This window comes from Bacillus sp. FJAT-29790 (genome assembly GCF_019039215.1).
Lineage (GTDB): Bacteria > Bacillota > Bacilli > Bacillales > Cytobacillaceae > Cytobacillus.
In genome coordinates this window covers 125,869-148,715 of sequence record NZ_JAHNZZ010000002.1, presented here as the reverse complement: position 1 = coordinate 148,715, position 22,847 = coordinate 125,869, and the positions used below count along the sequence as shown (strand labels likewise).

The 22,847-nt window shown below is 38.8% G+C and carries 21 protein-coding genes and 2 riboswitches; of the genes, 3 read left to right on the top strand and 18 right to left on the bottom strand.

Features of this window, described 5'->3' with window-relative positions:
* Positions 1-48: 48 nt before the first annotated feature.
* The 6 genes from BGM26_RS15735 to lpdA all read right to left on the bottom strand — a co-directional run bounded on the left by BGM26_RS15735 (position 49) and on the right by lpdA (position 6,377).
* A complete protein-coding gene (locus BGM26_RS15735) occupies positions 49-819 on the bottom strand; it encodes a coiled-coil domain-containing protein (protein ID WP_254119604.1) in 771 nt (256 codons plus the stop codon).
* Positions 820-1,995: 1,176 nt separating this feature from the next.
* Complete coding sequence (locus BGM26_RS15730; protein WP_254119602.1) at positions 1,996-2,394, bottom strand: hypothetical protein; 399 nt, start codon at positions 2,392-2,394, stop codon at positions 1,996-1,998.
* Positions 2,395-2,570: 176 nt separating this feature from the next.
* A complete protein-coding gene (locus BGM26_RS15725; protein WP_217040922.1) occupies positions 2,571-3,797 on the bottom strand; it encodes a benzoate/H(+) symporter BenE family transporter in 1,227 nt (408 codons plus the stop codon).
* A 358-nt stretch (positions 3,798-4,155) separates the two neighbouring features.
* Positions 4,156-4,338 (bottom strand): histidine kinase, encoded by a 183-nt coding sequence (locus BGM26_RS15720; protein ID WP_217040921.1) that lies wholly within the window; start codon positions 4,336-4,338, stop codon positions 4,156-4,158.
* A 417-nt stretch (positions 4,339-4,755) separates the two neighbouring features.
* Positions 4,756-4,881, bottom strand: a complete 126-nt coding sequence (locus BGM26_RS15715) for an FbpB family small basic protein (RefSeq protein ID WP_217040920.1) — start codon at positions 4,879-4,881, stop codon at positions 4,756-4,758.
* A 95-nt stretch (positions 4,882-4,976) separates the two neighbouring features.
* Positions 4,977-6,377 carry a dihydrolipoyl dehydrogenase gene (lpdA, locus tag BGM26_RS15710; RefSeq protein WP_217040919.1) on the bottom strand — a complete coding sequence of 467 codons (1,401 nt, stop codon included), beginning with the start codon at positions 6,375-6,377 and terminating at the stop codon, positions 4,977-4,979.
* Between the two features lie 131 nt (positions 6,378-6,508).
* A riboswitch (glycine riboswitch) is annotated at positions 6,509-6,613 on the bottom strand.
* A gap of 345 nt (positions 6,614-6,958) precedes the next feature.
* Here lpdA and BGM26_RS15705 point away from each other — a divergent pair.
* Positions 6,959-7,300 carry a hypothetical protein gene (locus BGM26_RS15705; protein ID WP_217040918.1) on the top strand — a complete coding sequence of 114 codons (342 nt, stop codon included), beginning with the start codon at positions 6,959-6,961 and terminating at the stop codon, positions 7,298-7,300.
* Positions 7,301-7,957: 657 nt separating this feature from the next.
* A riboswitch (PreQ1 riboswitch) is annotated at positions 7,958-8,002 on the top strand.
* A gap of 9 nt (positions 8,003-8,011) precedes the next feature.
* Positions 8,012-8,497, top strand: a complete 486-nt coding sequence (locus tag BGM26_RS15700; protein WP_217040917.1) for a QueT transporter family protein — start codon at positions 8,012-8,014, stop codon at positions 8,495-8,497.
* 124 nt (positions 8,498-8,621) lie between these two features.
* Here BGM26_RS15700 and BGM26_RS15695 read toward each other — a convergent pair whose 3' ends face one another.
* From BGM26_RS15695 to BGM26_RS15655, 9 genes are all read right to left on the bottom strand, one after another.
* Complete coding sequence (locus BGM26_RS15695; RefSeq protein WP_217040916.1) at positions 8,622-9,983, bottom strand: aspartate kinase; 1,362 nt, start codon at positions 9,981-9,983, stop codon at positions 8,622-8,624.
* Positions 9,984-10,402: 419 nt separating this feature from the next.
* Entirely contained in the window at positions 10,403-10,627 is a 225-nt protein-coding gene (locus BGM26_RS15690) for a hypothetical protein (protein WP_217040915.1), read from the bottom strand.
* A gap of 60 nt (positions 10,628-10,687) precedes the next feature.
* Entirely contained in the window at positions 10,688-11,047 is a 360-nt protein-coding gene (gene mnhG / locus BGM26_RS15685) for a monovalent cation/H(+) antiporter subunit G (protein ID WP_217040914.1), read from the bottom strand.
* On the bottom strand, positions 11,025-11,309 hold the full coding sequence (locus tag BGM26_RS15680; protein ID WP_217040913.1) for a Na(+)/H(+) antiporter subunit F1: 285 nt from the start codon (positions 11,307-11,309) through the stop codon (positions 11,025-11,027). Before BGM26_RS15680 ends, mnhG begins: the two co-directional genes overlap by 23 nt.
* Positions 11,309-11,785 carry a Na+/H+ antiporter subunit E gene (locus tag BGM26_RS15675; RefSeq protein WP_217040912.1) on the bottom strand — a complete coding sequence of 159 codons (477 nt, stop codon included), beginning with the start codon at positions 11,783-11,785 and terminating at the stop codon, positions 11,309-11,311. Before BGM26_RS15675 ends, BGM26_RS15680 begins: the two co-directional genes overlap by 1 nt.
* A gap of 42 nt (positions 11,786-11,827) precedes the next feature.
* Complete coding sequence (locus BGM26_RS15670; RefSeq protein WP_217040911.1) at positions 11,828-13,321, bottom strand: Na+/H+ antiporter subunit D; 1,494 nt, start codon at positions 13,319-13,321, stop codon at positions 11,828-11,830.
* Complete coding sequence (locus BGM26_RS15665; protein ID WP_217040910.1) at positions 13,314-13,652, bottom strand: Na(+)/H(+) antiporter subunit C; 339 nt, start codon at positions 13,650-13,652, stop codon at positions 13,314-13,316. Before BGM26_RS15665 ends, BGM26_RS15670 begins: the two co-directional genes overlap by 8 nt.
* A 2-nt stretch (positions 13,653-13,654) precedes the next feature.
* A complete protein-coding gene (locus tag BGM26_RS15660) occupies positions 13,655-14,077 on the bottom strand; it encodes a Na(+)/H(+) antiporter subunit B (protein WP_217040909.1) in 423 nt (140 codons plus the stop codon).
* Entirely contained in the window at positions 14,074-16,479 is a 2,406-nt protein-coding gene (locus tag BGM26_RS15655; RefSeq protein ID WP_217040908.1) for a Na+/H+ antiporter subunit A, read from the bottom strand. Before BGM26_RS15655 ends, BGM26_RS15660 begins: the two co-directional genes overlap by 4 nt.
* A 138-nt stretch (positions 16,480-16,617) precedes the next feature.
* Here BGM26_RS15655 and BGM26_RS15650 point away from each other — a divergent pair, with 138 nt between their 5' ends.
* Positions 16,618-17,301, top strand: coding sequence for a universal stress protein (locus BGM26_RS15650; RefSeq protein WP_217040907.1), 684 nt, complete (start codon positions 16,618-16,620; stop codon positions 17,299-17,301).
* A gap of 259 nt (positions 17,302-17,560) precedes the next feature.
* Here BGM26_RS15650 and BGM26_RS15645 read toward each other — a convergent pair whose 3' ends face one another.
* The 3 genes from BGM26_RS15645 to BGM26_RS15635 form a co-directional block, all read right to left on the bottom strand.
* Complete coding sequence (locus BGM26_RS15645) at positions 17,561-18,124, bottom strand: tyrosine-type recombinase/integrase (protein ID WP_217040906.1); 564 nt, start codon at positions 18,122-18,124, stop codon at positions 17,561-17,563.
* A 410-nt stretch (positions 18,125-18,534) separates the two neighbouring features.
* The gene (locus BGM26_RS15640; protein ID WP_217040905.1) at positions 18,535-21,273 is read right to left on the bottom strand and encodes a dynamin family protein; all 2,739 of its coding nucleotides are present in this window, start codon (positions 21,271-21,273) and stop codon (positions 18,535-18,537) included.
* 346 nt (positions 21,274-21,619) lie between these two features.
* Positions 21,620-22,777, bottom strand: coding sequence for an MFS transporter (locus BGM26_RS15635; RefSeq protein ID WP_217041200.1), 1,158 nt, complete (start codon positions 22,775-22,777; stop codon positions 21,620-21,622).
* Positions 22,778-22,847 lie beyond the last annotated feature (70 nt).

Sequence of the window (22,847 nt, the reverse complement as noted above, 5' to 3'; positions counted from 1 at the left end):
CTCCTTATCTCTTTTGAGTTCTAAATATTGAGGTTTAATCTCTATTAATTATTTAGATGAAGTAGGAGGAACATTCGATTTAGATTTATCTACTTGAGAAAATGAGAAAGACATTCTATCTGTGAAATCATTAATTGTTTCCACTAATTGTGATTTCTCTTCAAAAATATCTTCATATTGCTTAGAAATATTATGATTTTCAACTTCTAAGTTTCTTATTTGATCCTCAAGCTCTTTTATTTTTTGTATGTTTTGGTATTTAAACTTAGTAAATTCTTCATCAAGTTTGCTGTATTTACTCACTTCTTTTTCTAGTTGATATTTTAAGTTTTCAAAACTATTATTAGAAGTATTTTGGTAGTCTTTATAATCCTCTAGGACCTGATCGTAATTCATTTGTTTACTCGTAAGTTGCCCCTCTAAAGCTCTCATTTCTTTATCCTTTTCGAGAATCATTTGTTCTTTTTTGGTTAGTTCATTTTTTAAACGCATAATCGTTTCATTAGCATTTTGCAATTGTTCTTCTAGCCCATTTGTTTTATAAAGAACTAATTGTCGATCATTCAATAAATTTTCAACAGCAACAACTATATCTAAGGAAACTTTATCTTGATTTTCCTTGAAGAATAGCAAATTGTTTTTCATAGAGTCATTTAATGAATCTTTTTCTAATCCTTCATCAATACTACTATGTACTTCTTCATTATCATCGTTTTCCAAGATTAGTTCTTCCCTATGATTATGTAAATGTTCTGATTCATTACGATTAGATAAGACACCTTTAAACCAGCTTGTTGGTCTATTTTTTTTATCCTTCATCATAAACCCACCTCTTTTCAATAATTATGAATATTCCTCAAGCACTAAAATTTTGTATAAAATGAGAAAGTGAAACTTCCATCAGTGTAGAAGTGAAGACGTCTCCATAAAAATTATCAATAATAATTTAGTCCTTATTTCGGAATTCACAGAATTTCGTCCCCTACTTCGGCTTTTTTAATCCCTTGTCCCCATGAATTTGAGGCTTACTAACTGTTAATCTACGATAAAAAGAGATAAAAAGAGACAAAAATCTACATTAATTTAATCTTATTCCATTGCGTTGGAATGTCAACTAATTACCTAGTAAATAGTACTATTGTCGCATCTATCGTTTTTCAAATAATTAATAAAGAGAAAACAGGAGCTAAATTATTGACATTGGGAAAAGACTAGAAAGAGCGTCCCCCCATTGGTTTCTAAAAAAGGTTTCAGGCACCAAGGAAAGACAAAACCAATAATTTTGCACATATGAAAAAGACATAGCCTTGTTCGGCGGGTGTCCATTTTTGTCGTTAAGTTTTTATGAAATAAAGGAATAGGAAGCAAAATTGTTTGAAGGTTATTGAAGAAAAGCAGTGAAGAGAAATTACATCTTCAATTGTTTAGCGAAGAGAAAAATACTCCATATTATGAAAAGCTTGATTTTGAGGTATTTGCTGATGGAATGAAGCATTAAATACTAGGAAACGAGTAATGGATGTTAAAACAAGGTGAGCTTTATCTGAAAATCATACGGATTGCTTCTATAGCTCTGCTTCCTTATTAGGCTAACTAAAAAAGGTCAGTCCCCACTACTTTAGCGTGGTGAGGACTGAACCTAATCATTATGATAATAATTGGCCGTTTTCGCATTGATTGTTGTTTTGGTACATGCTCAGCCAACGTATTCATATTGGCTTCCCGGCGTCTTTCTTCAAACCATTCAAATTAATTTACAAAAAGTTTGTCTTAGAGCATGGTTATTCGATTCATAAGCAACAAAGTTTAAGTAAAGAGCCTTATAATTACATGTTGAAACTTTTAGGTATTTCTGTGTGTTTCCTCTGGGATATTGGATGATAACGGATATCTGTTCGAATGCCTCAAGCTGTATCTCGGTAGTTGCACTCGTCTCTTCAGCGGATGAAGCCGTATTTACTGCAATTTCCCTCACTTGACCGGCGCCTAATTAGCTTATTTAGAATCTAAATGTTTTACATAAATCGCCTGTGAAGTGTTAATAATCCTACAACCTGCTAAATCTTCGTCCTTTAATAATCCTAGATCTAAAGCTGATTTTATTTTTCTCTCATCAGGCCTTTTTTGAATAAGGTCCATCAGATTTAATTCTTCTAACCTTTTAACTGTTTCTTCTTGTTCATACTTTTCTATTTTCCTAACTTGTCTTTGTAATTTGTAATCACTAAGGGTAATTTCCCCTCTAACATTATGACCAACTGACATATCAAAATAAAGATTAATAACCTTTTTCAACTCATCCAATTGCGTTTCAATTCCCTTTTTCTTACGGTTTAATTCAATGTAATGTGCTAGCATCTCCTTTGTAACCAAGGAACCTACATCTTTGTTCAATTCTATCACCTCATTCCACAGAAGATAGTTCATCTTATTTTGAAATGAGGCTAGATATTCTCTTTAATGAAAAAGATGGTCGTGTTTTTTTCACGTTTCCCCGTAAAAAGACGCAAAACTGGACCGTGCACTTTGCCAACCAACAAAACTCATATGCATTGACTGGCACTCAAAACTTAACCAACATCCTTATTCTCAATCACCCGTGCCACGACTGCACCGAAGACAAGCCCCCATACCGGCGCGCTGATATGCAGGAATGACACATTTGACATGGTAACAATAAAAGCAGTTAGTGCGCTTAATCGATAGCGGTTTCCGGAAAAGCCCATCTGCAAACTGGAATGCAATACCGCAATCAGTGCAAAACCTGCTAGCATGGAAACAAATGCCTGTGGCAGCGATTGAATGAAAGGTACAATCTTCCAAGCAAAAATACCAAATAATAAGATCACGATGCCAGAAACTACTGATGCCATATACCGCTTAGATCTAGGTCCGGAATCCGGACCAGAACAGATCGCTGTCATCATACCGGCAATATTGGCGCTTTGTCCGCCAAAAAAGCTAGCAATAACGGAAAAAACACCACTCCAGGAAATGATTTTCCGAATCGGCGGCTTAAAATTAGAGCTTTCTAATGCTCCTATTCCTGGTGCCGCGTCATTGCTTAATATTAGCATCGCAAGTGGGAGAGCAAGTGTCAGCAGGCCCATCAAGGTGAATTCAGGCATTTGTAAAGTTGGTAAGAAAAATGGAATTCCCTTAGCTGGGACCAAATCCTGTGTTAGAAACAAGGCAATGAAAGCAACGACAACAGCCACCATGACCGGGGGAAGCCGCTTCATATATTTCGTGCAAATGAAGAAACTGACGACGGCAGCAACGCCAACTATCGGCAGCACTTTAACAGCAGACACCAATTGAACAACATAGCCAGCAACTAATCCGCCCAGCATCGCAGCAATAACCTCTTTTGGCACCCATTTAATAATTTTTGTAAAAAGGCCGGACATCCCGACTAACAAAATTAGTAGTCCTGACATGACATATCCGCCAATCAGCTGCGGGTATGTAAATTGGGCAGTAACCGTTGCTAAAAAGGCCACACCGGTAATCGAATGCCCACCGGTAATCGGAATTCGAAACAGCAACGGCATCAGAATTCCAAAAATTCCGCCAAAGAAATAGACAGCAAACATCCAATTGATCGTCTGCTGATCCGTAAATCCACCAGCAGAGGCTGCTTGTAAAATAATAATGGCTGGACCCGTCATGACCAAGGTACTAGAAATCAGTCCAGAGGAGACGTTCTGACTAGTCATATCTCGAAAAAAGCCGGCCCGTTTCAATTTCTTTTCTTGTGAAAAATCACTTGGTTCATATTTGTCTGGCAATCCCATATAACACACCTCTAAACTTCTGCTCTAATCAAATTCGCCTTGGCGTATTTGCGCCCTGATTTTTACCTTACTTACTCGATAAATTTCATTAAAAATCTGAGGCTTCCGCCGGAGGCTTAACTTTATTCAGCCGGGGTTTGAATCCCCAATGAATTGGTTACCTGTTTACATTCATCTTGCCACTTATATCGCTAAGAGACTTCTGCTGAATAAAGTTAAATTAATTACTATAATCATTAGAACAAGTCCGAAGAATTGTCAAACAATTGCGCTTACTCTTTGCAAATTACCTTGTACGAATAAACAATCTTATTTTTAGAGTATAGACGTTCGCAAAAATGTAAGGCGTTCCTTTACTCTAATTTCTCCCTTTATCTGCACCGATTAAAAAAAACGAGATTACCCCTGATAGAATAGAAGCACCTGCTGCAATAATCATTCTTGTTGCAAGGTCAATTTCTGAGTAATCCTTCTTAAGCATCCACATTGCAATAAATGCTACAAGGATCATAATTGGAATTACAAATGTTAACTTTTTCATTTCCTTAATTTCCTTTCAGCTAGACCGCCGTCGGTGACGGCGATGTATTACTTTAACATGACTTTAAACGGTTTCTAAAAAATCCTAAACACTCAAAAGCTTTCAATCAAAGCGTTTGATTGAAAGCTATGTTTGTATTTCTTTCGGGAATCTTTCTTTCCAGTCCAAATTCCTACGCAAAACGATAGTATATCAATAAAAATGTTGAAAGAACAAAAATAAAATTCAAAAAAACAAAGATAAATTGATCCGTTTTGTTTAACCAATACTCTTCATCTAATTGAACCACATTTCTATCGCAAGTTTATCCTATTATTTTGCTGAAGTTCTAATTACAAATTAGGCAGGCATACAAAAGAGGCCAACCAAATGGGGTTAACCTCTAATCATATGTGCTCTTCTATTTCATGTGCATCCTTATTTAGCCTTCTCATATCTTTCATCAAGACGTTTTTCAATTTTTTCGAGTTGAGCCCTATCTCTTAGAAGCTCTTCTTTGTTTCTTCTAATTAACTCAGCAAAAGATAATTTTTTCCTTTTCATTTTTTTCAGCTCCCTTCAATTTTGCTGTTATAATAACTCGCATCCCCGCTAGCTCTTTTCAACAAAATGCTCCAAAAATCGGGTAACACCTGTATCTAAGCGTGAATTGCCTTCCCGTCTACCGCCAGCGCCGCTTCACCAATTGCTTCAGCTAACGTTGGGTGCGGATGTATCGTATTAGCAATATCCATGGCTGTTGCATCTAGTACTCGGGCAAGCGCAGCTTCGGTTATCATATCGGTCACATGCGGTCCAACCATATGCACGCCTAATAGCTTATTAGATTCCTCTTCTACAACTAGTTTGACAAAACCATCAGATTCACCAAACACAAGAGCCTTTCCGATTGCTCGGAATGAGAATTTTCCTATTTTGACGTCATGTCCTTTTTCCTTTGCTTCATCTTCTGTTAGTCCTACACTCGCTACTTCCGGGCTGCAATAAATACATTTTGAAACAAGCGTCGGATCAAGGGTTGCTGGACTATTCCCTGCAATGTGTTCAATTGCAATGATTCCTTCGTGTGAAGCAACATGGGCAAGCTGTAAACCGCCAATGACATCACCGATTGCATATATATTTGGTTCATTTGTTTGATAGTTTTCATTCACTTTAATAATCCCGCGATCTACTTCAACTGTCGTATTCTCAAGGCCAACGCCTTCTACATTAGCCAATCGGCCGACGGATACTAGCAGCTTATCTGCAGTAAATGACTTTTCCTCCCCTTTATGCTCCGCCTTAATCGAAACACCCTCGCCTTTTTCCAATGATTCCGGAAGAACTTTTGCCCCTGTTACTATTTTTACACCTTTTTTCTTCATTAAACGTTGGATTTCTTTTGACACATCTTTATCTTCCGTTGGTAAAATTCGATCCGCATATTCAATTACGGTTACTTCTACACCGAAGTCAACGAGCATTGATGCCCATTCCATTCCGATAACCCCGCCACCAACAATAATAATCGAATTTGGCAGTGCTTCCATTTGTAATGCTTCATCCGATGTCATCACATACTTCGCATCCGCTTCTAAGCCCGGAAGTGTTCTTGGGCGTGATCCTGTTGCAATCAAAATATTTCGGGGTGCTAAGGTAACTTCCCCATCTCCATTGTTCATTTCCACTGCGATATCTTCTGACTCTAAGATTCTACCTTTTCCCTCGTAAACATCAATTTTTCCTTTTTTCATTAAATGTTGTACACCTTTAAATAAACGATCTGTAATTTCTGCTTTCCTTGCCTGTACTTTAGAGAAGTCAAGTCCAACCTCCGGGGCAATAACGCCAAACGCTTCTGCGTTTTTTGTCGTCGCATAGACTTCAGCACTTCTTAATAATGCCTTGCTCGGGATACAGCCAGCATGGAGGCATGTTCCGCCAAGTTTTCCTTTTTCTACGACCGCAGCTGTTAAACCTAATTGTGACGCGCGAATAGCTGCAACATATCCGCCCGTTCCTCCACCAATAACGACCACATCATATTCTTTTTTCATCTGTTGCTTTCCTCCCGAAAATCTTATAGTTAAAGGTCTTTTTTTACTACGGACCCTTCTTTTTAAATAGGATTCAACCTACTGCTCTTTTTTGAACACAAAAAAGAACAGAGAAGGGTAGTGTAGTATTTCTCCCCTTCTCTGTCCTTTTACCTGAAAGTTTAACTCGATTAGTAATTGAGTGTTTCCCCTTTGGTGGCGTACTATTTTATAACGCGCTCTCCAGAGATGCGTCTTGTTGTGGTTCTATCTACCTGAGAGATTAGTTCCAAGGGTATTTTTGGAACTTGCTCCTTCGGTGGCCTGTCGCATTGCACTCTCCCACAACCGTCATCCGCTAATATTAAATTTTCTCTAAATTTAGAATAATATATAAAAATAATAATGTCAAGTTTTTATAAGTGACAGCTTTGTTACAAGTTAGTGGATAAACTTTCATCTTCCTATCTTTTAGCCCTTCCTTTTCAAAACTTGATTCATAGAATAATATGCAATTCGAGAAAAATGTCAGAATATTTATATTTACACACATTAAAATAGTCGTTATGATAAAAACAATCATTTTAAAGGGAGGTGGGCAGATGGAAAAGAAGCGAGTCTTATCGATTATGCTGTTGTTTGCCTTTTTATCTTTTCTGATCTCCCATTACCCTGGTGGGAATGTCAAAGCGCTGACGATGCAAAAAAGCAAAGCAATTATTGTGATAAATGATTCAGCTGAAAGCCTTCATTTAAAAGTTGATAATAAAAAGCACCCATTTATGCCGTTCGCAGTAACAGAATCCATTGCTTTTTTGATTCTCATTCTTTTCTTGTTTCGTGCCCTTTTTTTCCAAACCGACAGACGATCTATTATCCTAACCCCAGTCTTTTACCAGGCGAACTATGTGTCCACACTCCTTAGTTGTCAAAACTCGAAATGACAATAAAGGAGGAAAATATATGTGGATTCGATTCTTAATCATTGGTTTATTTTCAGTTACTGCTTCAAGCCTGTTCTTTTATCAGGGATTGGAAATTTACCATGCTTTTATGGATTTCTTTAAGCAAAAATAAACTTCATCCGGTTGATTTAAATGTTAGTAAAATAAAATGAATAATATTCATAACACAGACCAATTCGCTCAGCGTTTTGGTCTGTTGGTTTTGTTATTCATCGATATATCCGATGGTTTCCCTGATTAGGGCTCCACGTTAATTATTAAAATTAGCTATTATCGCATATGCATATATAGTTGTTTTTCAGCCTAAAAAGTTTGCCCATTGATTTCCGCTGCGGCCACTTGCTTTCCTCGGGGAGGGACGGGAGCCTCCTGGCGTTACCGCCTGCGGGGTCTCCCGCTTCCCTCTATTCCCGCAGGAGTCAAGTGCCCTCCGCTCCAATCAACTCAGATTATTAAATAAAAATCACATTATAGAAGCAACAAACTTTACGAAAACAGCCTTAAAATTACAGGAGATAAAGTGGATATAACGGAAGTATTTTATGAAAGAAATTGACTTACATTCAATCTTGCGCCTCCCCACACTTTTCCATTGAATAATTCCATCACCTATATTAATATATTATATTTGAGCGTACTCACGTGGTTCGTAACCCTCCCACGATAAAAAACTAAGGAGAGAATGGAATAATGAATATAAGAACGCTTGTCGGAAATGGAGTACTAGCAGCTTTATATATCGCAGTCTCCATGCTAATTCAGCCTTTTGGGTTTACCCAAATCCAGTTTCGGGTATCCGAAATGTTTAACCACCTAGTCGTTTTCAATAAAAAATATATTTATGGAATGGTATTAGGTGTATTTTTAACGAATCTATTGTTTTCGCCAATGAAAGCTTACGATTTAATTTTCGGTGTCGGACAAACGATGATTTCGTTATTGATCACAATTGCCTGCTGCCGCTTCGTAAAAAACATTTGGGCACGGATGGTAGTGAACACGATTGTCTTCACGATTACCATGTTCCTTATCGCCCTTGAACTTCATCTTGCTTTTGGTTTGCCATTTATGTTTACGTGGCTTACAACTGCAATCGGCGAATTTATCGTCATGGCCGTGGGAATGCCAATTATATATGCTCTGAATAAGCGCGTGAATTTTGAGAAATTGGTTTAATAAAAAAAGAGTTGATGCTTTGCGTCAACTCTTTTTTTATTACTAGATGGAGGAAATACATTTATCCTCCCCACATAAAATCAGGCACCCCAACTACGTCTATCTTCGGATGATGCCAATTCCATTAAACTAGCACTGCTGCAAAAAACTCTTCGTACAGCGCCTGTACTGCTCTTTTTTCATCAATTTCCTTAACCCCGAACATCATGCTGACTTCAGAGGAGCCCTGGTTGATCATTTCAATATTGACCTTTGCATTTGCCAAGGCTTTTGAAGCTCTCGCTGTTGTGCCAACATTATGACGCATACCTTCACCTACGACCATAATGAGAGCTAGGCCTCGCTCGATTATGACTTCATCTGCATGGAGTTCTGCATCAATACGCTTTCTAATTTCGTTTTCCATTGCGGAATTGAGTTGGTTTTCTCTTAAGATTATGGAAATATCGTCAATTCCAGAAGGTGTATGTTCATAGGAAAGACCGAAGCTTTCTAAAATCCCTAATAGCTTGCGTCCAAATCCAACTTCCCTGTTCATTAAGTATTTGCTGACATAAATACTGCAAAAGCCTTGATCACTTGCAATGCCGATGACAGGCCCATTCGTGTTGTCCCGGTCATTTACAATTCTCGTCCCTGGTGCGGAAGGATTGTTTGTGTTCTTTATATGAACGGGAATGCCCGCTCGGAATGCCGGAACAAGTGCCTCATCATGTAAAACGCTAAAGCCAGCATAAGATAACTCGCGCATCTCCCGATAAGTTAATTCTTTAATTTCCTTTGGCCTGTCAACGATATACGGATTGACTGAATAAACGGCATCCACGTCCGTAAAGTTTTCATATAAGTCGGCTTTCAATCCGTTTGCAAGAATGGAACCTGTAATATCTGAGCCACTCCGTGAAAATGTAAACACTTCTCCCTCTTCACTATAGCCGAAAAATCCTGGGAAAATTAAGAGCCCAGACCGTTCACGCAACGAAAACAAGCGATCATACGATTCAGGAAGCACTTGCGCATTTCCTGGTTCATCGCTGACAAGGAGCCCAGCTTCTCCTGGGTTAACATAATGAGCTTCAACTCCCTGTTTACGGAAGTAAGCAGCTACTAATTTCGCATTGTTATCCTCTCCGCTCGCTTTCATTGCATCTATGAAACGATCAGGTTTACTTCTATCTCCATTCAACCTTTTTAATAAATCAGCATGAATTTCCTCGACAATGCCAGAAGGCAAGTTTAATTCTTCTGCAATATCAGCATATCTCTCTATTACAGCTTCTACAAATTCATCTGCGTCTTGATCCAGCAGACATCGCTCTGCACACTCAATCAATAAATCAGTTACTTTACGATCTTCAGCCGAACGTTTTCCTGGAGCTGATACGACGACCACTTTCCTCTCTGGATCAGAAACAACAATTTGAAAAACCTTTTCGAGTTGCTTTCCGGATGCTAAAGAAGATCCTCCAAATTTAACGACTTTCATCCCTTACATCTCCTAATCTCTAAAAATATAATCCTAATTTTACTCCTATTCAGAAAATAATCAAGGGTTTTCTATCATATATAGACATTTGTTTGTATACAGAGGACATATAGCGTAAATGGCACAAGCGTTATTTCCTTTTTTTAGGAACATATACATAAATGTATCACCATCAAACTCCATTTTAAATTTGTCAGCCAACTTCAACGATTTATCAGCCAAATATTAGTTTTGTCAGCCAATTTCACCGATTTGTCAGCCAAATACTGGTTTTATCAGCCAATTTCAAACAAAAAAAACAGAGCGTAAAATAATATCGATTTTACACTCTGTTTTTTTGATGTTTTATTAAATCAAACATGCTAATCAGCTCTTTATCATTTAATCTTGCTCCTCTTTAAATAAGAACAACAAGTTTATTACATAATTTTAGGCTTATCTTTAGATTCTTCAAGTTTCATTTGTTCAAGTTCAATTCTTAGTTTTTGTGTTTCTATTACATAGTTATCGTGTTTTAGTTTCTCAAGTTCCAATTCATCTTGAATCATTTTGTGTTTAATCTTAGACTGTTTCTGAAGGTGGCTTGTTACGATTGCGACTATCGGAATTGAAAAAACCATAATGATTGCAACTATTCCGGTCATAGCACTCCTCCTTGCGTTATTTATTAGATCATTATCAGCAGGTTTTATTGCATTCCTTCCTTATTTCTCGTTCCCTCCCAAAAATTCCTTCAAATCATCCTGTACACTTTCTTTCGCAAGCTCTACATTCGAACGATAGGCAGCTCGGTTTAATAAATGGGCCACAACCGGGGATGTTAGAAACACGAAGAAGATTCCGAGGATTAACCTGATACTGAAATAACCATCTGCTATCAAGAAAAAAAGAAAAGCCCCAAATAACGTACAAAGCACGCCTAAACTTGCACTTTTCGAAACGGCATGAGCACGAGTATACACATCAGGTAAACGAATTAATCCGATCGCACTCAGAAAACTAAAAATCGTTCCAATAAGCAAAAAAATAGCGACGATAATTTCACTGTATATGTTTTCGCTCAATGACAACACCCCTTTCAATAAATCTTGCGAAGGCAATTGTGCCAACAAAGGAGAGGATTCCGATTAAAAGGATGATGTCTAGAAAAGCATGGGTACGAAGAAGGATAGAGAGAATGGCAACTCCGGCAATAAGGTTAACGCCTATGTTATCCAATGCCATGACCCGATCAGGCATAGAAGGGCCTTTAATGACACGATAGAGGGCAGCCATGATGGAAAGTGTCAAGAAAAATAAACAGCCCATCAAAAATAGATTAAACATTATCGGGTTACCTCCTTAATGGCTTTCTCATATCTAACTTGTGACTGGAATACAGCATTTTTTGATTCCGGCAAGTTCAATGCATGAAGGTAAAAAACCTTATTATCTGGTGAAACTTCCATCACGACCGATCCTGGAGTCAAAGTCAAAAGCAATGCTAGCAAAGTAATTTCCAAATCACCTTCTAAATCTGTTTCCATCCTAAATATTCCTGGCGTTACATTGATCTTCGGCCTTATCACTTCTCTAATAATATCGATACTGGATGAGATCGACTCCTGAATAAACAATAAAAATAAATTCAAAAACGCAAAAAGTTTTTTCGGATAAAAGGATGTAGGAAAGAAACGCCGCAAACTAAATAAAACGAGTAAACCGACCAAATAGCCGCTAAAAAAGGACAAGACACTCCATTCATCTTGAAGAAACATCCATAAGAAGGCGATAAAAAGATTAATTAATACTTGAATGGGCAATTTTCTACCTCCTTTCAAATTTTCAGACAGTTTCCGTACTACTTATCGGATTTGATTCCCGCCCATAACCGCTTCTATATAAAGATTCGGATTCAATAAGCCCTCAGTGGCTAGACGGACATATTCATGGATTCCTTCTGCTCCTAATCCTAGTGAGATCGTAATAGCGGTAAGAAAACCGAGCGGAAACATTATAGGGCCCTTTGCTTTTCCTTTTTCCATCTCCTTGCTTAAATAAGTTTCACCCCAAAAGACATTCATAAAAACCTTCATAATTGAATACAAAACCATTAAACTCGTTATTAATCCAATTGCGCCTAACCAGTAGTACCCTGTTTCAAACGTACCGCGTGTAATAAAGACTTTCCCCAAAAATCCACTCAATGGCGGAATGCCTGCTAAGGACAATGCTGCAATAAAGAATATCCATCCTAAATAGGGATGATTGCGAATGAGACCACTGATTTCATTCAGCTTACTCGTACCAGTAAGATGAATGATTGTCCCTCCTAAAAGGAAAATCAGTGCTTTAATAAAAATGTCATGAATGAGATAGTAAATCGACCCCATCATGCCCGTTGATGTAAACGAGGCTAGACCGGCTATGATAAACCCTACACCTACAATGACATTATAGGTTAGGATTTTTTTAATATCCCAATAAGCTACTGCCCCGATTGCGCCAAGTATCATTGTTATTGCTCCTAGAATACCTATCAACAAGTGCGTGATTTGCGGTTCATGATAAAACACGAGTGTAAACATACGAAAAATCGCGTAAATCCCCACTTTTGTTAAAAGGGCAGCAAAAATAGCTGCGATGGCTGTCGGTGGTGCGCTATATGAGCCTGGCAGCCAAAAAAACAAGAAGAGAGCGGCTTTCATTCCAAACACAATTAAAAATAATAGCGCAACCGTTGTCATGAGGCTATCTTGCCCTGCCTCAGCCACACGTATGGATAAATGGGCTAAGTTCAAGGTCCCTATCATTGCATACAAATAAGCGATTGCTAGAAGAAATAAGGAAGAGGAGACAACATTAATCAAGATATACTTGATAGATTCCCGAAGCTGCAACTTCGTTCCCCCTAATGAAATAAGCACATACGATGAAATTAACATGACTTCAAAACAGACAAACAAATTAAATAAGTCACCCGTCAAAAACGATCCATTCACACCTGTAATTAGAAACAAAAACAACGGGTAAAAATAATAAGCTTCTCTCTCTTTTCCAACGGATTGAAAAGCGAATAATAAACAGAAAAGGGCCACAGTACCTGTGCTCAGAAGAAGTAAAGCGGAAAACATATCTGCTACAATGCTAATTCCAAACGGTGGCGCCCATCCTCCTGCCTGAAGTGTCTGTATACCCTCTCTTCTAATCTGCCCCATTAGAATGACAGATACAAAACCCATGACTAAAATAGCAAGAATACTAACTAAGCGTTGAAAACCAACGCTTTTCCGAAAGATGACCAATATCAGCCCCGCAATGGCGGGAATGATAATCGGCAGTATGACAATATTATTCATCTTCAATACCCCTTAATTGGTCCATATCATCAGTCCCCAATGTTTTAAACGTACGATAACTTAGTACTAAGAATAACGCAGTAACCCCAAAATTGATCACAATCGCTGTCAAAATAAGTGCTTGCGGCAGTGAATCAGTAAAAGCTATAAATTTCTCACCTAATAATGGAGGGCCGCCTGTTTTCAACCGACCCATTGTTAAAATAAGAAGATTGACACCATGGCTTATAATCGATGTCCCTAATATGATTCGTAGCAAGCTTTTTGACAAAATTAAATAAGTTCCAATCGTAAAAAATAGACCGATAAGAATAGACATTAACGTTTCCATTTCTATCCATCCTCACTTATACTTAGAATAATTGTGATAGCAGTTCCAATGACAGCTAAGGCAACACCGACATCAAAAAGAACCGCAGTAGCAAGCTCTGTCTCTCCAAAAATCGGAAGATCAAAGTGGCCGAAAGTTTGACTTAAAAACGGCACATCGAAAAAGATGGAGCCAAACCCTGTCATTATCGCAAGTAATACACCGAATCCCGCGACTTTTTTAAAGTCAATTGGAATATTTGTACGCACTGTTTCGATATCAAATGCAAGGTAGAGAAGCACCAACCCGGACGCCGTGCTAAGTCCTCCGATAAACCCTCCGCCAGGATTATGATGCCCCCCGAAGAAAAGATAAATGGAAAAGGTAAGAATAATAACAACGGCGGCTTTTGTCACGGAATGCAATATCACATCGTTCGGCTTCATTCCTTCTCCCTCCCTGCTAACTGAAGCTTTATTATTGTGTAAACACCAAGACCCGCGATACATAGAACGAGAATTTCAAGCATTGTATCTAAGCCACGGAAATCAACAAGAATGGCGTTGACAATGTTTTTCGCACCAGCAAGTGTATACGCGCCTTCAAAATAGCCTGAAATTGAGTCAAAGAGACGGTGATTATTTACAGATAATGCCATTAGCGTTACAATGGCACCCACTCCGATTGAAACGCCTAAATTCGTCATCTTGAATCGAATCCGGCTGATTTCCTTACGCAGTTCCGGCAAATAGCGGAAACATAACAGGAATAAGGCGGTTGTCACCGTTTCAACAACGAGCTGCGTAAGTGCTAAGTCAGGAGCCCGGAAAATAACAAAGAGCAAGGAAACAAGGTAACCGAGTGCACCAACAGCAATAATGGCAGTTAATCTTGAATTCGCAAAGAAAACGCTCAATGCGGTAATAGCCATCAAGAAGATGATTCCCCCCTCATACAAACTAATTGATGCGTCATTTGAAGGATCAAAGGAAAAGTCATTTGACAGCCATAGTGCAACGCCGAGAACAAGAATCATAAAAGAGAAAATATATACTAAATAATCACGGATAAATCCCGTCATATAACGATTGGTTACTTTTAGTGAAATCGTCTCCATCAATTTAAGTGACTGATTATAGATGTTATTTAATATCAAAAATTGAGGGATTAGCCCATAGAACAAAGACCATTTTTTCAAGTAGCGATACATCAGAGCACCAAAGACGACTACTCCGACCGTCATAAATAATTCAGTGTTCCAACCGTGCCAAGGTTTAATTTCCACATCAATCCCACCAGTTTCAGCGAACTCTGGCAAAATCCCAACTAGTGCGGGCTGCAATAAATTATGTGAAACCACATTCGGGAAAAAGAAAATAACGATGACAAGAGAAGCTAAAATGATCGGCGGGATTAACATTCCAATTGTGGCTTCATGTGCCACTTTATCGAGCCTCTCCGGACGATGCTTTCCTAAAAATGTTTTCAAAACAAGAATCATGCAATAAATAAAAGTGAACACACTTGCTACCCATGCAATTAGCGGGACAAGCAGTGCGAAAGCCTCCATTCCAAAAACCGGATACTTTATGACTGTTAAAACACCTGTGAAAAACATTTCTTTACTCAAAAACCCGTTAAATGGCGGCAGCCCTGCCATGGAAAAGCTACCAATAATAGTAAGAGTAAAGGACACAGGCATTAAGCTCATTAAACCGCCTAATCTTCGAATATCTCGCGTCCCTGTCTCATGGTCAATAATTCCAACAACCATAAACAGACTCCCTTTAAATGTCGAGTGATTAATTAAATGAAACAGGGCAGCTAAGACCGCAACGGCATACATGGTTGATGCATCGCCATCCCCAAAATACATAGCTGCAGACCCTAAACCAAGAAGGCTCATAATCAACCCTAATTGGCTAATTGTCGAATAAGCCAATAATGCCTTTAAATCCTTTTGATTAACTGCCGTTACGGAACCACAGATCAACGTAATCATTCCAATTCCTGAAACAATCCAGAACCATTCAGAGCTGCCCCCAAAAACAGGCGTAAATCGGGCAACTAAATAAATACCAGCTTTCACCATTGTAGCTGAATGCAAATAAGCACTAATTGGAGTTGGTGCTTCCATCGCATCAGGCAGCCAAATGCTAAATGGGAATTGGGCAGATTTTGTAAAAGCCCCTAAAAGAAGCAAGATCATTGCGGGAAGAAATAATGAATCCGAAGAAATTACGTTTGCCTTACTAATCATTTCACGTATGCTGTAAGTATCCGTCAGCATCGAGAGCATAATGAGTCCTGCCAGCATCGCCAGGCCGCCAAATATCGTAATTAGCATCGACTTTTGAGCACCATAACGTGAACTTTTACGTTGATACCAGTACGCAATCAGTAGAAACGAAGAGATACTCGTTAGTTCCCAAAACACATATAAGACTAGAATATGATCAGAGAAGACAAGTCCAAGCATCGCCCCCATAAATAAGAGCATATAAACGTAGAAATTATGAAGCGCTTCGCGGTGCTTCGACATATAGGAAATTGAATAGAGGACAACGAGTGCACCCACACCAGTAATTAGCAGTCCAAAAATGAGTGCTAACCCATCAATATAAGTTGTATAATTTATTCCTAATGACGGCATCCAAGGGAGATCATAGAAGATCGTATTCCCCTTTGAAATGGCGGGGATATACTGCAGCAAAAAAAGAAATACTGATAGCGGAACGAGGAATACAAACCATCCCGTATGTATTCGCGGTGTGAACAGCTTATAAATAAATGGTACAAAGATTGCAAATATAAACGGCAAAAAAATTACGACGTAAAACAAAGACATCAATTTCCCTCCTTACTACGAAAAATCCTTGTAACGACAGATATGGATTGACTGACGAAGAGTCATGGGCTATAGTCAATCATAGTTTAATGGAATCCATACTCTGTTAAATGCCATCTAACTCGAGGTGAATTTTAAATGAAAAAAGTAAAAGGACGTATGGACGAAAGCATCCTTGTCTGTGTGTATTATGGACCAAATGGAGAACGTCTGATTCAACGTGGTTGTAAACTTGCAAGCATGCTCGATTGCCCGCTCTATATTCTGACCATTGATCCCTTGCCTTTTGACGAACTGGATGCTGAAAAATCAGATTACATTACTAGATGGAAGCAAATTGCTGAACATCATAGCATCGAGGAATTTATTCTCAAAGATAATGAAAAACGACCGATCTCGAAAGTAATTGCCGAAGTTGCTCGAGAAAAACATATAACTCAAATCATTCTAGGCCAAACAGCCCAGAGCCGGTGGGAACAGATCGCAAAAGGGTCAATTATCAACGCTCTGTTACGAGAAATTCCCTTCATCGATCTGCACATTATTTCAGTTGCTAGGTCCCTTAGAGACCAAGAAGGCCAGTTTGAAAAAGGCGTTCGTGCCTACCTAATTAAAGAAGAGGAAAACTATCGGTTAAGCTTCATCCATACGAAAGAAGTTGAGTTCGAAGGAATCTTTTTTAAGGAGCATGGCACCGATTTTAATAATGGTGTGTTCAAGTTTATGAAAAACAAAGAAACATTGCAGGTTCAAGTGACAGATGACGTTGTTAAAAAGCTGACAAATGTCAGCATGACAGCGCCGCTAGATGATGATCAATGATTATTTAGCCCTTCCGCCTTTATGATAGGTGGAGGGGTTTTTATTTATGGCTGTTTTTAAAATGATTGTTGTTTTTAAATAGGTTTTGTATGACGTTGATTGGAGCGGAAGGTGCGAGACTCCTGCGGGAGCAGCGGGACAGGTGAGACCCCACAGGCGCAAGGCACCGAGGAGGATCACCGCCCGCGGAAAGCGAGCATCCTGGAGCGGAAATCAACTACACCTCTTTTTGCAACAAAGTTTACGAAAACAGCCTTGTTTATAAATTAACGTCTACCTTTATAAATTGTTCCTCATCTTTTTCGATTCCTATATAGCGTAATGTTTCTGCATGTGTATGATGATTATAAATGGCCATTAAAATTGAAATCGCGATTCCTTTACGATAAGCATGGTATCCAAATGTCTTTCTCAGTGTTTGAGTACCTATCTTTCCAGTAATCCCAACTTCTTTTGCCGCATGATTAATAATTCGATAAGCTTGCTGACGTGAAATGGGCAGATCATTTTTTTTTGACTTAAAAAGATAATCACTTTCCACAAATTCCATGCCAGCTAAATAACTTAGCAATACCGTTTTCACTTGATTATTAATGTAATGAACTTTTTTATCTCTACTATCAGCATCATTAACAGATAGAAATTCCTTTATCCCTTTTCCGTCCCAGACATCACCAATTTTTAGAGAAAGTAAATCATGTACTCTAATTCCGGTATTAATACCCAATACAAACAGCAATAGATCTCTCTTTGATTGCTTCAGTAAATTGCTTTTTATTGCATTAATCTTTTCGATGTCTTTTATAGGATCGACACACTCCAACGTACTTCCTCCCACAATCTAATGTTACATAATAATAACTTACCAAAAAATAAGTAACATTACAATTATGACGATTTGAGAAAACGCAAAAATAAAAGGCTGTTTTCGCATATATTGTTGTTTTAGCCTACAAATTTTGCCCGTTGATTTCCGCTGCGGACACTTGCTTTCCGCGGGGAGGGACGGGAGCCTCCTCGGCGCTATCGCCTGCGGGGTCTCCCGCTTCCCTCTATTCCCGCAGGAGTCAAGTGCCCTTCGCTCCAATCAACTCAGATTATTAAATAAAAATCACATTATAAAAGCAACAAACTTTACGAAAACGCAAAAATAAAAATACACCTTCTGTTAATATGAAGGTGTATTCTTAAAATATTATTTCCGATTTTAGGCTAAATTATGTTATGCAGTTGTTAACGATATTGATAATTCTCCACGCCTGCACTTGTCATCCATTCGTACTGGCGGAGTTTTAATTCAAAAAGTGTTAAAGGGTCCCTGTATGTTTCAGGATTCTGCCTCATATCACTTAATGAATCCTTGTTCGATTCGATTTCTGTATGCGATTCTTCTACCGTTTCTTTTAAAACAGCAACCGGCTTCAGGAAAAACATGTTCACGTCTCTGTCTAACGCTTTTTCGAATAATTCGAATTGCTGTACGAAATTGTCAGTTATCCTAGCCGCTGCTTCGCTATAGTCTTCATTTTCAATAAACTGCTTATATTTATTTTGCAGCATGCTCTTATTTTGCGGCAAGGCACCAAAAATCTTACCGGCACTTTTCAGTAAAAACTGCGATGGTGTGAAGCGCAGAAGAATATTCGTCTTTTCAAGTTGTACGCTGCCTCTCGTCATCCGGTCAGCGTCCCGGCGCCAATCATCTAGAACCTTAAAATCGCATTCTAACTTTAGTTTTTCTTCCCCGAAAAGATCATTAAAGCCTTCGCTCATTTCATTTAAATATAACTGGCTCTGACCAAATTCCTCATTTGCTTCAGTAATCCACTCTTGAATAGCAAGATGAAAATCAGGCAAAACAGTTTCTTCGATATGGCTCTGAATCCTTTTATTCATTTCATCATTTAGCTTGACATGAATTTTCCCGAAATCGCTATCTTCAAGAATGAGCTCTGAGCAATTTCGCAGTAATTCCGGAATATCCTCAGAGAGCCCTCGCTTTAATTCGTCCTTAATCTTCCGGTACGCTCTTTTAATGACACGCGTCTTTTCTTCCTCGATATCACTCAATTGATGGATGGCCCCATTCAGTTTCGTTACCATTTCTTCATTCCATTTAATCGAATCAATGAAACCATTTTCCATTTCAACACGTTTTTCCAAAAGATATTTAATCGTTTTTCGAATGGAATGCAACACTTTAGTTGTACGTTCTCCTTCCAGATTTCGATTGCCCTTCATTCCCTTTATAAAATCAGCGAAATCCCTTAACTGCTCTTTTCTTTCATAATGGACTGAAAAAGCAAAGATCTCCGCATTTGGAAAATAAGTATTCACCCTGGAAGTCGTTTTTTCAACTAAATCAATCGCTTCCTGCTCATTGTAAATGGTATCCATTTTATTTAAGAGAAAATGGATAGGAAGCTCCGGTGCCTGCTCACGAATTTTGATAAGCATTTCTAGCTCTTTATCCATAAACGGTTTATTAGCATTGAGGACAAATAACAGGCTGTCGGCAATTTGCAAGTATTGAAAAACATCATTTCTGAATTTGTTATGGCCTGTTAATCCCGGTGTGTCGATCAGAGCGATTTTATGATCACTCAAAAATGTAATTGGCATTTGACACCGGATTATCGTCTGTTCCGAACTAGCTTGGAATTCACCGAGATCCGAAATTCCACGTATTCCCTCATCAGTAATTTCCTTGATTTCCTCCACCTCATGATCTTTGAACATAACAGTTGCGGAGGTGGAATCACCCAATAAGTTTTCACCAAGTACGGAATTGATAAAGGACGACTTCCCATTGCCGGTTGCACCAGCTATTAAAAGATGATGGGCCTTCAAATCAAGAAGCTCGCTGACCATCCATTCAAACCGCTGCCCAAGCTCGACTCCGTTCTTTTTCGCCCAGTTAATAATCATCATAAACAACTGATAGCCATCTTCTAATCCATCAAAATACCGAGCTGACCGGGTAACGTGATTCTCAGCTTTATTGATTGCTGACGGATCGATACTCGTTGTGAATATCTCGCTCCAAGCTAAAATGGAGGCAGATGCAATCAAGGCATGGGAAGGATCGGTGATTTTCACCCAGTTTGTTAAATGATTTGGAATCAAATCCGACAAATCCCTTACTAAATGGTTCCCACTGATTAATTCAAAATAGGTTTCGTTATAGAAGGCTGACAGTTCATGCCATGTATGTGAACTTCCGCCCTCCATATGTAAAAAAATGTGATTAATCTCTTTAATCCACGAAAAGTAAAGATTACCATTTTTATAGCTTTCCCATAACGATACAGCAAGGCTTTCAAACCGAGCCAAGCTCACTCTATATAACGTGGTTAGTGCTTCATTAAAATAATTTGGTTCATGCTTTGCCGTCCGCCCTTCCTCCACATAAGCTTGAATGATTTCAAACCATGCAAGTTCTTCTGTGCGAACGGATTCGTTCACAGCAAGTTCGACCGCATGATGCCAGTCCTGATGCTCCTCAAAGAATGACCTTGCAATGTCGGTCACATCCGGATAATCCGGATTTAAGGACACGGCTTTCTTGATAGCGTCAACTGCCAACTCAAGCTTGCCTCTTTGGATGTAAAGGGAAAACAACTGCAGCAGCGCTTCCGTTTTCAACACATCTGACTCCGTATTAATTGAAAGATAAATATCTTCTGCCATAGAATGTAAATCCAGCTCGGAATAAGCATCGGCCATATTCTTTTTTGCCCACGGTTCTAATTCATTATTAATATTCTCCCATTTAAAAATAGCCGCTTCAAAGTCCCGATTATGATAATATACTTCCCCCTGCGCAAACCGGATAAAGGATAAATCGGACACTTCTTCTTGATGTTCATCTATATACATATTCCCAAGAACCTTAATCGGATGCAGATTTCCATTCTCCTCCATTAACGTTTCATAATATGTTTTATTTATTAGCTGCTTATCTATTGTCATATCGTTCCCCCGCTGTGTATTTTTTTCAAGGCTTTGATTTTAAAAATAGCTGCGTGAAAAATAACCAGCTCTTTTTTACGAATGTTGAAAGGAGCGCAGCACCAGTGTTGCTTACCCCGTCCTTTTTCAAAAGAGATTCATTCATCTTCGTACTTATCTCTATCCTTGTATTCTAACAAATTATTTTTTACGAAAAATTTCATTTTTGATACATTAATGTATTCCGTTGTAACAATTTTAATAATGGGAAAATAATCCTCTACTCTTATTCTACTTAATTTACACGCATAAATACAAAAAAGCTGGCTTGCAGAAGATTATTCCTCTGCAAGCCAGCTCGTTGCTCTTATAATGGTAAGGTTTGTTCCCGTCTTGCAACTGCTTTTTTCCGGCCGTGTAAAGCTGTCACAATGATGCCAATAATGAGAAAGGCACTAGAAATTTGGAAAAGTGCAGCCGTTTCGACAAACTGGGCAAGAACCCCGAAGACGATCCCGCTCAAACCGATCCCGAGGTCGATCGCTGAAAAGAACATTCCAGTAGCGACTCCCCGACGGTTTGCCGGTGTCATTGATAAAGTCCACGACTGTAATGTCGGAATTAAGGAACCAAATCCAACTCCGAACAGAATACCGGCAACAATAATTAGCATATTGGAATGTGCGAAAGAAAGCGCCCACATGCCAATAAAAGTCAGAAATGTGCAGAAGAGAACGAGTCCTTTTGGCCCTCGCTGATCAAACCATTTTCCAGCAATTGGCCTCGTTACGGAAGCCATAATGGCATTTACTAAATAGAAAAGAAAAATCTGGTCAATGCCGCGCTCCTCGCCAAAAATGACAATAAACGTAACAATCGAGCCATATCCAAAACAAATAATCATCGTAACGAACGCAGGGAACCAGCTTGATTTTTCTACTAACGAACCGAAATAGGAGAAAGTTAAATCCTCTTTTTTCATATTCTTTACTGCTTCAGGTGTTTGATATCGCACAATGGCTAGCAGGACAAGCGCGATCACACCTAAAATGCTAGAAATATAAATAAGATTCGTGAATGAAGTAATCTGAAATAGATAGATACCTAGACTGGGAGCAATGATCATTCCGATTGTAACTGAAAGGCCAAAATAACCCATTCCTTCACCAAGCCTTGAATTCGGCACGACATCCACAGCAGCCGTTCCATTTACAGTTGTCGACCATCCCCACGCAAGCCCGTGAACAAACCGGAACAATAGAAAAATTATAACTAATTGGGATAGCGGGTAAATGATTGTGATCGCTAACAACGCAGCTGCTCCGATTAGCACGAGCGGTTTCCGCGCCCTATATTCAAGCATAAAGCCAATAAACGGACGGCTAAGAACCGCGCCAATTGAAAATAGCGCCGTCACCAACCCAATTTCAAGCCCAGAAGCTCCGATCGATTTAATATATGGCGGCAGAGTCGGAATTAGCATCTGAAACGACATAAACAAAAACAAGTTTCCAACCATTAACATAATAAAAGACTTCGTCCACAAAGTTTCCTTCGTATTTTGAATCAAACGTCTTCCTCCTTTATAAAAAGAA

What these genes read in the sequence shown, in the direction of transcription:
- BGM26_RS15735 (WP_254119604.1), bottom strand. Translation starts at nt 819, where the DNA reads ATGAAGGATAAAAAAAATAGACCAACAAGCTGGTTTAAAGGTGTCTTA.
- BGM26_RS15725 (WP_217040922.1), bottom strand. Translation starts at nt 3,797, where the DNA reads ATGGGATTGCCAGACAAATATGAACCAAGTGATTTTTCACAAGAAAAG.
- BGM26_RS15720 (WP_217040921.1), bottom strand. Translation starts at nt 4,338, where the DNA reads ATGAAAAAGTTAACATTTGTAATTCCAATTATGATCCTTGTAGCATTT.
- BGM26_RS15715 (WP_217040920.1), bottom strand. Translation starts at nt 4,881, where the DNA reads ATGAAAAGGAAAAAATTATCTTTTGCTGAGTTAATTAGAAGAAACAAA.
- lpdA (WP_217040919.1), bottom strand. Translation starts at nt 6,377, where the DNA reads ATGAAAAAAGAATATGATGTGGTCGTTATTGGTGGAGGAACGGGCGGA.
- BGM26_RS15705 (WP_217040918.1), top strand. Translation starts at nt 6,959, where the DNA reads ATGGAAAAGAAGCGAGTCTTATCGATTATGCTGTTGTTTGCCTTTTTA.
- BGM26_RS15700 (WP_217040917.1), top strand. Translation starts at nt 8,012, where the DNA reads ATGAATATAAGAACGCTTGTCGGAAATGGAGTACTAGCAGCTTTATAT.
- BGM26_RS15695 (WP_217040916.1), bottom strand. Translation starts at nt 9,983, where the DNA reads ATGAAAGTCGTTAAATTTGGAGGATCTTCTTTAGCATCCGGAAAGCAA.
- BGM26_RS15690 (WP_217040915.1), bottom strand. Translation starts at nt 10,627, where the DNA reads ATGACCGGAATAGTTGCAATCATTATGGTTTTTTCAATTCCGATAGTC.
- BGM26_RS15680 (WP_217040913.1), bottom strand. Translation starts at nt 11,309, where the DNA reads ATGTTTAATCTATTTTTGATGGGCTGTTTATTTTTCTTGACACTTTCC.
- BGM26_RS15670 (WP_217040911.1), bottom strand. Translation starts at nt 13,321, where the DNA reads ATGAATAATATTGTCATACTGCCGATTATCATTCCCGCCATTGCGGGG.
- BGM26_RS15665 (WP_217040910.1), bottom strand. Translation starts at nt 13,652, where the DNA reads ATGGAAACGTTAATGTCTATTCTTATCGGTCTATTTTTTACGATTGGA.
- BGM26_RS15660 (WP_217040909.1), bottom strand. Translation starts at nt 14,077, where the DNA reads ATGAAGCCGAACGATGTGATATTGCATTCCGTGACAAAAGCCGCCGTT.
- BGM26_RS15655 (WP_217040908.1), bottom strand. Translation starts at nt 16,479, where the DNA reads ATGTCTTTGTTTTACGTCGTAATTTTTTTGCCGTTTATATTTGCAATC.
- BGM26_RS15650 (WP_217040907.1), top strand. Translation starts at nt 16,618, where the DNA reads ATGAAAAAAGTAAAAGGACGTATGGACGAAAGCATCCTTGTCTGTGTG.
- BGM26_RS15640 (WP_217040905.1), bottom strand. Translation starts at nt 21,273, where the DNA reads ATGACAATAGATAAGCAGCTAATAAATAAAACATATTATGAAACGTTA.
- BGM26_RS15635 (WP_217041200.1), bottom strand. Translation starts at nt 22,777, where the DNA reads ATGTTAATGGTTGGAAACTTGTTTTTGTTTATGTCGTTTCAGATGCTA.